Source organism: Tropicimonas sediminicola (assembly GCF_900188335.1).
Lineage (GTDB): Bacteria > Pseudomonadota > Alphaproteobacteria > Rhodobacterales > Rhodobacteraceae > Tropicimonas > Tropicimonas sediminicola.
The window spans coordinates 116,495-128,999 of sequence record NZ_FZOY01000009.1; the positions used below are offsets into that span (position 1 = coordinate 116,495).

The window sequence follows — 12,505 nt, forward strand, 5'->3', positions numbered from 1 at the left end:
GGACGGAGGCCTGTCGGCCGCCGCGACTGGTGCGTGGCCGGGTCGATCTAGGCGTCGAGCACCGCGATGGCGCGCACCGGCGAGCCGGAACCGTCCTTGAACTTGATCGGCAAGCCGATGAACTCGAACTCGCCCTCGCCGATCAGCTCTTCGAGGTTCACCAGCCATTCGTAATGCGAGATCCCGAGGTCGCGGCACAGGCGGTGCTGGGCGAAGATGTTGTTGGACGGCTTGTCGGTCGAGGGGCCCTCCACGCCGTGCATCCTGGAGCCGCGGTCATAAAGCCACCGCGTCGCCTCGGTGGTCAGGCCGGGATTGCCCCAGACCAGCTTCTGCGGGTCGTTGATGTTGCGCTTGTGGAAGCCCGTGCAGAGCAGGACGATGTGTCCATCGACCTTGACCCCGGATTTCTCCTCGGCCTCTTCCATGTGCGCGACGGTGATGTCCTCGAGGTCGCCGATATGCTGCAGATCGAAGCAGACGGCCTTGCCCATGAACATCTCGAGCGGCATCTGGTCGACCGAGGCGCCCTTCGGGTTGGTATGCAGGAAGGCGTCGACATGGGTGCCGACGTGGTCGAGCATCCCGATGAAGTTCGTCTGGAATGTCATCGGATCGCCCTCGACACCGAGCCCGAAGGCGAGCGTCTGCTCGTGGGTCTGCGCCGGCAGGTAGATCGGGCTCTGGAAGAGCTTGTGCGACGGCATGTTGTCCTCGATCAGCATGCTGAGGTCGATGATGCGTTTGGCCATGGGATGTCCTTTCGTCGTGGCTTGGATTTGGGTGGCGGTGCCGGCCGGGGAGCTATCCGGCCCGTGGCGGTCACATCTGGGAGGGCAGCCAGGTGGCGATGCCGGGGAAAACGGCAACGAGCGCGACCAGGATCAGCAGGATGACCCAGTACGGGATCGCGCCCCGAAAAATTCGCGCCAGCGTCGCCTCCGGGTCGTTGACGGACCCCTTGACGGTGTAGACGCACAGCCCCAGCGGCGGGGTCAGCAGCCCGGCCTCGATCGCGACGATGCCGATGATGGCAAAGGCAATCGGGTCGAAGCCCATGTTGGCGGCAAGCGGCGCAAAGATCGGGACGGTGAGCAGGATGATCGAGGTGGAGTCGATCACCATCCCCAGCACGAACCAGATCAGGATCATCAGCATCAGGATCACCGACGGCGCGTCCGAGATCGACAGGAACATGCCCTGGATGACGTCGTTGATGCCGCCGAGGGCCAGCAGCCGGGCATACATCTGCGCCGTGATCAGCAGGAACAGCAGCGGCGCCGAGATCCGGCCGGCCTCGAGCACGGCATCGCCGACCTCGCGCAGGCTGACGCCTTTGATCACCGCCAGGGCCAGCGCAAAGATCACGCCGACGCCGGCCGCCTCGGTGGGGGTGAAGACCCCGAACCAGATGCCGCCGAGAACCAGCACGATCAGGACCATGACGCCGAACGCACCCCGGACCTCGCGCCGGCGCTCGCTGCGCTCGGCCTCGGTTTCCGGCGCATCCGCCGCTGCCCCGGGCTGAGTGTCGGCGCCGGCACCGAAGGCTTGCGGCTTCCACCATGCGGAGACGATGATGAAGAGGAAGAACATGCCCGCGAGCAGCAGCCCGGGCAGCACACCGGCCACGAAGAGTCGCCCGATCGACTGCTCGGAGACCACGCCCCAGACGATCATCAGCACCGACGGCGGCAGCAGCATGCCCAGTGACGCGCTGCCCGCTATCGAGCCGAGCGCCACGGACTTGTCGTAGGCGTAGCGCACCATCTGCGGGTAGGCGATCCGCGAGAAGGCCGCCGCGGAGGCGATCGAGACGCCGGTCACGGCCCCGAAGACCGCATTGCCGCCGACCGTCGCAAGAGCCAGCCGGCCGGGGAGCCGTTTGAAGCCGCGGTTGATGATCCCGTAAAGGTCGCTCGCCGTGCCCGATCTCGAGATCAGCTCGCCCATCAGCACGAACAGCGGGATCACCGCAAAGACGTAGTCCCGCAGCGCCTCGTAGGCGGTATTGGACAGCAGCGACCCGGGCACCCGGGTCGAACCGGTCAGCCACGCCAGGCCGAAGTAGCTGCACAGGCCGAGAGCCACGACGACCGGGACGCTGAGAAGGATCAGGACGACCAAGATGACGACGATGGCGATGGCAAATTCTGGTCCGCCCATGGGAGACTCCTGGAAGTTGGTCGCGGTGCGCCCTCCGACCGGACGGGCATCCGGCAGCCGGTTCGGGCGGTGGAAAAGCGGTGGATCGTTGGAGAAGGAGGCCCGGCCGAGACGCGGTGGCGGCCGGACCGGCGGTTACAGCGCGGGAGCAGCATCGACCGGGCGTGGCCTGACCCCGATCAGAGCGGTGCGCAGCGCGATCAGCAGGTAGGCCGCGATGGCGAGGATGGAGCCGGTCTCGATCACCACGCGCACCGGCCAGACCGGCATCTGGAAGCCCGAGTAGCCTGCGAATTCCTTGGTTTCGATGGCGCGGATCATCGGGGACCAGGAGGCCCGGGCGATGAGGTAGAAGAGCAAGGCCCCCAACAGCGCGCTCACCGTTTCGGCAATGCGCAGGCCAACCGGTCCGAGCCTCGTGAGCAGAAGCTCGGACCGCAGCATCGCCCCGGATGTCACCGCATAGGTCACCTGGAGGAAGGCGATGACGACGATGCCGTTGGCGACGATCTCCGCCACCCCGTCGATGGGATGGCTGAAGACCGCGCGCCCCAGAACGTCCGCCGAGATCAGCAGCGAAACCGCGAGCAGCAGCGCCGCCGCCAGGTATTTCAAGGTCCGCCCGACAAGGTCGACGAGGCGTTCGGCGAGGAGGATCAGTCGCATGGTGAAAATCCCTGGCGGAAGCTGCTGGTGGGGCTAAAGGAGGCTGGCGATCACTCGACCGCGTAGCGGTAGGGCCATGCGTGACCGAGTTCCTCGAGCTTGCTGATGTAGAAGTTCAGCACCTCGGAGCCCGGTTGACCGCGGCCATTGAGTTCGTCTGCCATGCGCTGCGGGAAGTCTGCCAGCGCCTCGGCCCATTCCGCCTGGGCTTCCGCCGAAATCGCGGTGACTTCGACCCCGAGATCCGCAAGGCGCGCCTCGCCCTCGGCATCGTTGCGGTCACAGATCTCGGCCGTCACGCCACCCCATTCCTCGCCCATCTCCATCAGGATCTGCTGCACGTCCTCGGGAAGGGCCTCCCAGGTGTCCTTGTTGATCGTCACCGCGGACACGTATTGCGCGCCGAAGTCCACGCTCTTGAAGTGCGGGGCCACCTCGTTGAGCTTGAAGGTCTGCCACCAGGCCGAGGCGCTGATGTAGCCTTCGTAGACGCCCGACTGGATCGACTGGTAGGCCTCGTTGAGGTTGGAGGCGACCGGCGTCGCGCCGACGATCCATTCGAGGTTGGTACCGGCGCCGGCGATGCGGTGCCCCTGAAGTTCCGAGAACTGCTCCCAGCCGAAATCGGAGCCCAGCCCGTAGTTCTCCGCACAGGCCCCGCCGAGGTAGATCTGGTTGTGCTCGTCAGCGAAGGATTGCGACATCTCGGGGAAGGCTTCGAACGTCGCCTTGGAGGCCTCGGTGGTCAGCGCCGCACTGGGCGAGGAGAACGGGAGAAACAGGGTGAAGGTCTGGAGATAGGCCTTCGACGGCTCGAAGATCAGGCTCATGAAGCCGATGTCGAGAATGCCGTCCTGCGTCGCTTCGAGAACTTCGGTCACCTTGGCGACCTGGCCGGCATGGAATTCCTGGATCGTGATCGTGTGCTCGGTCTCTTCCTCGATCCGCCGCCGAAGTTCCGGCGCAAACCATTCATGCGCGGTTTCGGTATAGGCGAGCAGGCCGATCGGGTGGCCCGAGCCCATTCGGATCGTCAGGTCTTCCGCAGACGCAAAACTGGTTCCGGCCAGGAGCGCGACGCTGGAGAGGCAGGCGGCGCGGGGAGGTAGCATGAACATGTCGAATGCCCTGTTCTGTGGTTCGGTTTATGGCTCAACCATATTCACCCCCAGAACAGCGGACTATTCCCTGATTCAAAATACGTGATATAAACAGTATTAATATCTACGGCGCGCGGGGGCGTATACAGATGGAGTTGAAGCAACTCAAGACCCTGATAGCGATCGCGGAGGCGGGCAGCCTGTCTTCCGCGGCGGTTCGGTTAAAACTTACGCAACCGGCGCTTTCCGCATCACTTCGAAGGCTGGAGGATGAATTGGGCGTCTCGCTGGTGCGCCGCCATCCGAGGGGCGCCACCCTGACCCGGGAGGGACGAATCGTGCTGCAGAGCGCCTACGAGGTCATGCACGAGGTGTCCGAAATCGCCTCGGTGACCGCAGCACTGCAGGAAACCCCCGTGGGCCGTGTCCGCCTTGGCCTGCCGACCACGGTGGCCGGCGGGTTGATACCCGAGTTGCTGCCCGCCCTTCGCGACCGGTTCCCCCAGGTCACGATCTACCTGCTCGAAGCGATGAGCGGCGTGCTGAGTGAAAAGCTGCAGCTCGGGCACCTCGACATGGCCATCCTCTACGACATCGAGCCCATGGCGGGCTTGCGCAGCCAGGCGTTGCTGAAGGAGCGGCTGTCCCTGCTCGTCCCGCCGGGCCACCGGCTGGCCGAGCGCGGTCGCATTCGTCTGACCGAAGTTGCTGATCTGGAGATTGCCCTGCCCAGCAGCGCCCACTCGATCCGCCGCCAGATCGAGACCGTCTGTCAGATCGAGGGGGTCCAACTGTCGGTGGCGGCAGACATCGACAGCCTTTCGGGGGTGATCAATCTGGTCCGAAAGGGTGTGCCCACGATCCTGCCGGTCTACCGCGTCGTCGAGAAGATCGCGGCAGGCGAGATTGTCGCGATCGACATCGAGCGCCCGCGCCTGGAATGGACCGTGCACCTCGCGATGCGCCAGGACGCGAACCGCCCGCGCGCGGCACTGGCCGTATCGGAACTGGTGAGCGAGATCTGCCTGCGACTGGTGACGGAGGGCCACTGGCCCGGCGAGGTCGTGAGATAGCGCCGGCCTTCTAGGGGCGCGGCGCAAACTGGCCCTGTCACCGAGGGCAACCCGCGTGCCAGCAAATCGTGGCGGGATCGCCAATGGTCGTTTCCCGAATGATGGCCTTGTTCTCCTCGGCAAGGCAAATCACCTCGATCTTCAGGCGGCCGTCCCGGTTGGTAATCGTACTCTCCAACCTTTCGGCCGTGTCCACCGTGTATTGGCCGAGCCGCCCTGTCAGGGCACCGGCAAGCGCCTGCGTGTAGCTTCTGCAATCACCAAATGACATTTGCTCCTCGGAGACCTTGGTCACCTCTGGACCGGACACGCCCGCCCCACAGGCAGACAAGATCGCGACTGCAATTACTGCTGCTGTTTTCTTCACACGGCTGCCCTCAAATGCATTGTATGTTGAGTGTCCGTAGAGAGCGACTTTGGCCAAACTTTGGCAGCGTCATTCATGGCAGCGGCCTGACGTTGCGGAACCGGCCATAGCCCCCCGAAACCGTTCTGGATGACCCCTCTCAAGGCGTGCGCAAACGCATCGCCAATCGCTGCCAATAGCCACGGGCCCTGTTGCCGCAATATCGTCAGACGAATGAACCGCGCCCGTTGTTGCCTGACATCCTTCAGGCGATGTTCCGCAATGCCTCTGCTGTCACCTCTGGGCGGAGACGATGAATTCCGCCCCGTCCGGCCCCTCGAAAAACGCCACGCAGGCGTCCATGAAGATCTGCGCCAGCTGCCGCGTTGGCCCCGGCGCGCAGCCGAGCGACAGCAGGACGCCGTTGGTGGCTCCGGCCAGGGGCAGGCAGCGGAGCGCCTTGCCGGAATAGGCCGGCATGTCCCGTGGGCGCATGTTCAGGAGGGAAAGGCCGAGGCCTTGCGCGACCAGGGAGCGGACCATCTCGGTTGAATTGGCGGTCGCGGCGATCCTGAACGGCGCGCCGCCCTGGGCCAGGAGTTCCATGTAGTAGCTGCGTGCAGCGGGTCGGTCGAGCAGGATGAGCGGCTCGCGCACGATCTCAGGGATCGACACCGCGTCCTTCTGCGCAAGAGCATGGTCTGCCGGGCAGAGGCAATACGTCGGCGCGAAGATCAACGGGCGGGTGGCGATCTGCGGGGTCGGCAGGTCCTCGACGAACAGGATGACATCGAACTGCCCGTCCACCAGCCCCGCCCGGATCGACATGTTGTCGCCCTCGCTGAAGGAGAGCGTCACCTCGGGATGCGCCTTCAGAAGTTGCGCGGTGATCGCCGGGAAGAACGCCGGCGCGATCGGCGCGTTGTACCCGATGGCGAGGGAGCCCGACACGCCCGCCCGCAGGTCGGAGACATCCGCCAGCAGCGCTTCGTACCGCTCCAGCAGGTCGTCGATACGCCGCTGCACGTCGCGCCCCGCCGCGGTCGGGAAGATGCCCTTGGCCCGCGCTCGGGTCACCAGGGCCATGCCGAAGGTGTCCTCGGCTTGCGCCAGCGCCGTCGAGATCGCGGATGGCGCGACGTTCATCGCGTCGGCGGCGGCCGAGATGCTGCCCTTCTGGAGCGCCGCCTGAACATAGCGCATCGCGCGCAGGGACAAGGTCATCGCCAAAACCTCTGATTCTCAGACTAATTTTAGCTGATAAGTCTGTTTTTCAAAGGATGCGACCTCTGCCAGACTGCTTGCAGTCGTGACAACGGGAACGCAGAGCATGAAATCCAGAACCAAGGTCGTGGTCATCGGCGGCGGGATCGCCGGATGTTCGACATTGTACCACCTGACGCAGGAAGGCTGGTCCGACGTGGTCCTGGTCGAGCGCGATGAACTGACCTCCGGCACCACCTGGCACTCCGCCGCGCAGGTCACGAATTTCGGCATGACACAGACGATGGTCGGCCTGAAATCCCACTCCATCGCGCTCTACAAGCAGCTCCGGGACGATCCCGACTACCCGGTGGGTTACCACCACGGCGATGGCGGGATCCGGCTGGCCAACACCGAGGCCCAGATGCAGGGGTATCGGCACTTCGCCTCGATGGCCCGCGGCATGGGAGTGGAATACGAGGTGATCGACGCGGCGGAATGCGCCCGTCGCCACCCGCTGATCTCGACCGAGAACCTCCTCGGCGGCCTCTGGGACGGCGAGGATGGCGATATCGACCCGGCGCAGCTCTGCCAGGCGCTGGCCTTCCACGCCCGCAAGGCCGGGGCGGAGGTCTATCGCAACACCCCCGTGACGGGCCTGACGCAGCGCAGCGACGACACCTGGACCGTGCATACCGCCAAGGGCGACATCGACTGCGATATCGTCGTGAACGCCTGCGGCTACCGCGTGAACGAGGTCGGCGCGATGATGGGCGTGCAACATCCTGTCGCCTCGATGGAGCACCAGTATTTCGTCACCGAAGACATTCCGGCCATCGCGGCCGCCGGGCACCGGATGCCGCTGCTGCGCTGCCCGATCAGCGACTACTACTGCCGGCAGGAGAAGGACGGGCTTCTGATCGGGTTCTACGAACAGGAGTGCAAGACCTGGGGCATGGACGGCATCGACCCCGGCTTTTCCAACGACCTGTGCCCGGACGATCTCGACCGGATCATGGACGTGCTGGTGGGCGCCTTCGCCCGGATGCCGGTTCTCACCGAAGTCGGCATCAAGCGCGTCGTCAACGGGCCGATCACCTATACGATCGACGGCGCCCCCCTGGTCGGCCCCATCCCCGGCAAACGCAATGCCTATTGCATCATCGGCCTGCGCGCCGGCCTCGGTGAAGGCGGAGGGCACGGATGGTTGCTGGCCCAGCAGATCGTCCATGGCGAGGCCTGCTACGACACCTGGGTGATCGACCCGCGGCGTTTCACCGGTCACGCGACCGTGGAACTGACCGCACTCAAGGCGATCGAGGACTACCAGAACGAGTTCCGCTTCCACTTCCCGCACGAGCACCGCCCCGCCGGGCGTCCCGCCAAGACCACGCCCCTGACCCCGGTGCTTGCCGCCGAAGGGGCCGACTTCACGGTGGTGAACGGCTGGGAGCGGATGGATTACATCAAGCCGTCACCCGATTTCCACTTCACACCCAGTTTCGATTTCGACGAGACCTTCGATCTCGTCGCCGCCGAGGTCCGCAATGTCGCCGAGAATGTCGGGCTGACCGAGGTCAACGGGTTCAACCGGATCGAGATAACCGGCGCGGATCGCCACGCCTTTCTCGACCGGCTGTTCTGCGGCGCCGTGAAGAAGCGCGAGGGCGGTGTCGGGCTCGGCTATCTGCTGAACCACCTCGGCAACATCAAGGCCGAAGCGACGCTGGCGAACCTGCCGGCCTCGGACCGGGGCCCGGCACGGGTCTGGTACGGGTCGGCTGCGGCGTCGGAATACCACGACATGGATTGGCTGAACGCCCATCTGCGACCGGACGAGGATGTCCAGCTGCGCAGCCTGACCAACGATCAGACCATCCTGGTCCTCGCGGGCCCGAAGGCGCGGGCGGTGCTCTCTGGCTGCGCCCGTGGGGATTGGTCGGCGGAGGCCTTTCCCTGGCTGTCGGTGCGCGAATGCCACGTCGGCTTTGCGCCCGCGACGATCCTTGGGGTCAGCTTCTCGGGCGAGCTCGCCTACGAGATCCACGTCCCCAACGCGTCGCTCCATGCCGCCTACCTGGCGCTTCGTGCGGCGGGCGAAGCCCATGGCCTGAAACTCTTCGGGGCCCGGGCCGTCGAGTCGATGCGGTTGGAGAAAGGCTTCCTGCACTGGAAGGCGGAGCTAATCACCGAGTTCGATCCTTTCGAGACCGGCCTGTCCCGGTTCGTGAAACGGGACAAGGGAGACTTCGTCGGGAAGGCCGCCCTGCTGGAGCGTCATTCGGAAGGACCGCGCCGGAAGCTGGTCACGCTGAAAATCTACGCCAGCGACGCCCCGGCACACCCCGGCGCATCCCTGATGCACGGCGGTAGGGTGGTCGGGACGATCACATCGGCTGCCTACGGGCATCGCGTGGGCCTGAACCTCGCCCTTGCCTTCGTCGAGCCCGAATACGCGGCGATCGGCTCCGTGACGCAGGCGGATCTCTGCGGCAGGCTCGTGGCCGCCGAAGTCATCCCTTCATCCCCCTACGACCCGACCTCCGGCCGGATGCGTAGCTGACGGAACGCATTGCGGGGAACCGCTCATTTCCCGCCCCGCGGCCCCGCCGCCCTCGCCGCGGGGCGCGCTTTTCCGAAGGCCGAGCAGGTTTGACCGCCTCGGGAGACTGCCTCCCCCGGTCTCGCCGGCCTCCGCGAAGATTTGCCAGAGCTGTCCGCAGCGCTACCTCCCCGTCCATCGAAGACTGACCGCCGCGGATCGCGGCACCGAGGATTGGAGGAACCATGCGCGCTGCAACGATCATTCTGGCATCCGCCTTTGCCGCCACGTCCGCCTGGGCGGAAGACGTCCCCTACACCATCGATGGCGAAGCCTTCACCGGTTACTGGGCCGAGGCCGCCGATCCCAAGGGCCTCGTGGTCATCGTGCACGACTGGGATGGCATGACCGACTACGAGCGGCAGCGCGCCGACATGCTGGCCGAGATGGGATACAACGCCTTTGCGCTGGACATGTTCGGCAATGACACCCCGACCGACACGGTCGATCACCGGCGGGCCGCGACGGGCGCGCTCTACCAGGATCGGGAGCGCATGAGGGCCCTGCTGCAGGCCGGGGTGGAACAGGCCCGCGAGCGCTCCAGCGTCGACGAGATGGTGGTGAAGGGCTACTGCTTCGGTGGCGCCGTCGCGCTCGAAATGGCGCGCAGCGACATGGGCGACCTGGCTCAGGGCTACGCGACCTTCCACGGAGGCCTCAGCACGCCGGAGGGACAGTCGTGGAACGGCGACGAGCCGCCGCTGCTGGTGCTGCATGGCGGCGCCGATACCTCGATCACGATGCAGGATGTCGCCACGCTTGCGACGGAACTCGAGGAATCCGGCAACACCTACACGATCGAGGTCTATTCCAACGCGCCGCACGCGTTCACGGTGTTCGGCTCGGACCGCTACCAGGAACGTGCGGACGCCGCGAGCTGGGAGGCCTTTTCGAAGTTTCTCGGAGACCAGCTCCAGGGGTGATCCCATTCGATCGTCTCCCGTCGGCCGCAAGGGCCGGCGAGGACATGACAATCTCGCCGTCAATGTGGCCGCAAGGACCTTACCAGCAGGACTGAAGATGAAGTATCTCGTCATCGCCCTTTGCGTATTTGCATCGATGGCAAGCGCCGACGATTGGGATGCCCTGACCGAGCCGGGCGCCATTGCCGTCATGCGCCACGCCCTCGCGCCGGGCACCGGCGATCCGGCGGCCTTCACCCTTGGGGATTGCTCGACCCAGCGAAACCTCGACGAGCGCGGGCGCGAGCAGGCGCGGAAGATCGGAGCGGCGTTGCGCGAGCGTGGCATCACCTTCGACCGGGTTCTCACGAGCCAATGGTGCCGGACGCGGGAAACGGCCGAACTTCTCGATGTCGGCTCCGTCTCCGATGCACCCGTCCTGAATTCCTTCTTCCAGGATTTCTCGACACGAGAGCGTCAGACGCGAGAGGCACTTGACCTGATCGCGCAATCCGACGGGCGTATCCTGCTCGTTTCCCACCAGGTCAACATTTCGGCGCTGACCGGGCGCGGCACCCGGTCGGGGGAGATCCTCGCGATACAGGTGACCGACGACGGTGTGGACGTGACAGGCAGCGTTCTGATCGACCCGTAACCGCCGGACGACCGCCGGGACCGGTCACTGCGCCTGCAGCGTCTCGAGATAGGCCACCACGTTGGCGAGGGTCAGGCTCATCATCATCGACTGGCCGCTCGGCAGGCGGACAAGCACGCTCTCACCCACGTCGAAGAACTGCCCGAAGAGCGGCATGTCCCCGCCATGCGCCAAGAGCGGCGTCCGCCCGTCGATCTTCATCGCCACCGTGTCGGTCGGAAAGGCGCCCCCGTTCCGCGCGGCAAGGCCCGTCAAATCCGGCGTGACCACGGAGAGGATCTCCGCCATCGGACCCACGCCCTGCGCGTCGAAGCCGTGGCATTGCGCGCAATAGGACATGTAGATGTCCCGCCCGAGTTCCGGGTCCGGCTCCTGGGCCGAGACCCCGCCCGCGGCCAGCAGAGCCGCAACGATCAATCGCTTCCGCATCCGATCCACCTCCCATGTCCCGGTACGCCCGCTGGCGATCATACCCGATCTCCCGAACCTTCGCAGCAACCGGCGCACAGGCAACGACCGGGGATTGCATGGCTCGTTCAAGGGCGGAGGCTGTCCTTCATTCGCGCCTCCGGGAAACAGGTCGCCGGACGCCCCGACGCCTCCTGCCACCGACCGATCGAACGGCGTGTCTTGAACCCCGGCAGCCCGTCCACGCCGCCGACATCATGGCCCTGCGCCTCCAGCGCGCGCTGCATCTCGGCCACGTCCGACCGGTAGAGACCGCCGACCTCGCCCCAGCGGCCGGCAAAATCCCCCATCCCGTACTGAATGCGGTCCCCGACATGACCGACGAAGAGCGCGTAGAGATCGCTCATGTTGTAATCCTTCAGAACGTAGAAGTTCGGTGTCACGACGAAGGCCGGCCCGTTGCGCCCGGCCGGCATCAGCAGGAACCCCTCTGCCCCGCGTTCGGCCTCGGGAAACGGACGCCCGGAAACCCGCGCGATTCCCATGCTCTCCCAGTCCCTGATCGGGCGCCCCTGGTCCGGGCCCTCCAGCGTGCAGGAGACGGAGGGCGGCACGACGACCTCGAATCCCCAGTCCCGGCCGGCATCCCAGCCGTGGCGCGCGAGGTAGGTTCCGATCGACGCGATGGTATCGGCCTCGGACCCCCAGATATCCGCGCGCCCATCGCCGTCGCCGTCGGCGGCGTAACCGAGAAAACTCGACGGCATGAACTGCGGCTGGCCAAGCGCGCCGGCCCAGCTGCTCTTCATCGAGCGGGCCGAGACGTGGCCTGCCTCGGCGATGACCAGCGCGGCGATCAGCTCGTCGGTGAAATACCCCGCCCGGGTGCTCATGAAGCCCTTCGTGCCAAGCACCTCGAAGGCATCGTGCGGGATGTCCACACGACCGTACCCGCTCTCGCGCCCCCAGACAGCGAGGATGATCCGCCCCGGAACCCCGGTGCGTTTCTCGACGGCCGCCAGCGTGGCGGCATGGCGACGGGCCATGTCCCTGCCGACCGACGTCGCCCCATCGATCGCGCCGCGGCTGAAGTAACGTCCGGGCAAGCCGAACTCCGCTTGCCGCTGTCGCTTGGGCGTCGCCGGCTTCGATCCGGGCGGGACGAGGTCCGGCAAGTCCCAGTTCAGTTTCACACCGTCGAATGCCGCTTCGAATGTGCTTCGGCTGACGCCCTTCGCGCTGGCCCGCGGCCACACCGTCTGCTCGAGCCACGTGCGGTATTGCTGTGCGACCTGCGCACGGTCCTGGGCCATACCGGGCTCGGCTGCCATCAGGAGAGCGGCCAGCAACAGCCGGCGGATGGCACTGGATCGAGGCGTCATTT

12 protein-coding genes are annotated in these 12,505 nt (G+C 65.8%); 4 read left to right on the forward strand and 8 right to left on the reverse strand.

Annotated elements, in window-relative coordinates; genetic code table 11:
• Positions 1 to 47: 47 nt before the first annotated feature.
• From CHB86_RS19855 to dctP, 4 genes are all read right to left on the reverse strand, one after another.
• A complete protein-coding gene (locus CHB86_RS19855; RefSeq protein ID WP_089234854.1) occupies positions 48 to 752 on the reverse strand; it encodes a cyclase family protein in 705 nt (234 codons plus the stop codon).
• Between the two features lie 70 nt (positions 753 to 822).
• Positions 823 to 2,166 carry a TRAP transporter large permease gene (locus tag CHB86_RS19860; RefSeq protein WP_089234855.1) on the reverse strand — a complete coding sequence of 448 codons (1,344 nt, stop codon included), beginning with the start codon at positions 2,164 to 2,166 and terminating at the stop codon, positions 823 to 825.
• A gap of 135 nt (positions 2,167 to 2,301) precedes the next feature.
• A complete protein-coding gene (locus tag CHB86_RS19865) occupies positions 2,302 to 2,832 on the reverse strand; it encodes a TRAP transporter small permease (RefSeq protein ID WP_089234856.1) in 531 nt (176 codons plus the stop codon).
• Positions 2,833 to 2,882: 50 nt separating this feature from the next.
• Entirely contained in the window at positions 2,883 to 3,950 is a 1,068-nt protein-coding gene (dctP, locus tag CHB86_RS19870) for a TRAP transporter substrate-binding protein DctP (RefSeq protein ID WP_089234857.1), read from the reverse strand.
• A gap of 131 nt (positions 3,951 to 4,081) precedes the next feature.
• On the opposite strand from dctP, the gene CHB86_RS19875 reads away from it, so the two are divergent.
• Complete coding sequence (locus CHB86_RS19875) at positions 4,082 to 5,005, forward strand: LysR family transcriptional regulator (RefSeq protein WP_089234858.1); 924 nt, start codon at positions 4,082 to 4,084, stop codon at positions 5,003 to 5,005.
• A gap of 37 nt (positions 5,006 to 5,042) precedes the next feature.
• On the opposite strand, the gene CHB86_RS19880 is transcribed toward CHB86_RS19875, so the two are convergent.
• Together CHB86_RS19880 and CHB86_RS19885 are read right to left on the reverse strand one after the other, a co-directional pair.
• Positions 5,043 to 5,372, reverse strand: coding sequence for a hypothetical protein (locus tag CHB86_RS19880; RefSeq protein WP_141134941.1), 330 nt, complete (start codon positions 5,370 to 5,372; stop codon positions 5,043 to 5,045).
• Positions 5,373 to 5,645: 273 nt separating this feature from the next.
• Positions 5,646 to 6,575: a LysR family transcriptional regulator gene (locus tag CHB86_RS19885; RefSeq protein ID WP_089234860.1), complete on the reverse strand. Its 930-nt coding sequence runs from the start codon at positions 6,573 to 6,575 to the stop codon at positions 5,646 to 5,648.
• A 106-nt stretch (positions 6,576 to 6,681) separates the two neighbouring features.
• Here CHB86_RS19885 and CHB86_RS19890 point away from each other — a divergent pair, with 106 nt between their 5' ends.
• The 3 genes from CHB86_RS19890 (at position 6,682) to CHB86_RS19900 (ending at position 10,713) form a co-directional block, all read left to right on the forward strand.
• Complete coding sequence (locus CHB86_RS19890) at positions 6,682 to 9,117, forward strand: GcvT family protein (protein ID WP_089234861.1); 2,436 nt, start codon at positions 6,682 to 6,684, stop codon at positions 9,115 to 9,117.
• Positions 9,118 to 9,341: 224 nt separating this feature from the next.
• On the forward strand, positions 9,342 to 10,079 hold the full coding sequence (locus CHB86_RS19895) for a dienelactone hydrolase family protein (protein ID WP_089234862.1): 738 nt from the start codon (positions 9,342 to 9,344) through the stop codon (positions 10,077 to 10,079).
• A 97-nt stretch (positions 10,080 to 10,176) separates the two neighbouring features.
• Positions 10,177 to 10,713 carry a histidine phosphatase family protein gene (locus CHB86_RS19900; protein ID WP_089234863.1) on the forward strand — a complete coding sequence of 179 codons (537 nt, stop codon included), beginning with the start codon at positions 10,177 to 10,179 and terminating at the stop codon, positions 10,711 to 10,713.
• Positions 10,714 to 10,737: 24 nt separating this feature from the next.
• Here CHB86_RS19900 and CHB86_RS19905 read toward each other — a convergent pair whose 3' ends face one another.
• Entirely contained in the window at positions 10,738 to 11,142 is a 405-nt protein-coding gene (locus CHB86_RS19905; RefSeq protein ID WP_089234938.1) for a c-type cytochrome, read from the reverse strand.
• 107 nt (positions 11,143 to 11,249) lie between these two features.
• The gene (locus CHB86_RS19910; RefSeq protein ID WP_089234939.1) at positions 11,250 to 12,452 is read right to left on the reverse strand and encodes a lytic murein transglycosylase; all 1,203 of its coding nucleotides are present in this window, start codon (positions 12,450 to 12,452) and stop codon (positions 11,250 to 11,252) included.
• Positions 12,453 to 12,505 lie beyond the last annotated feature (53 nt).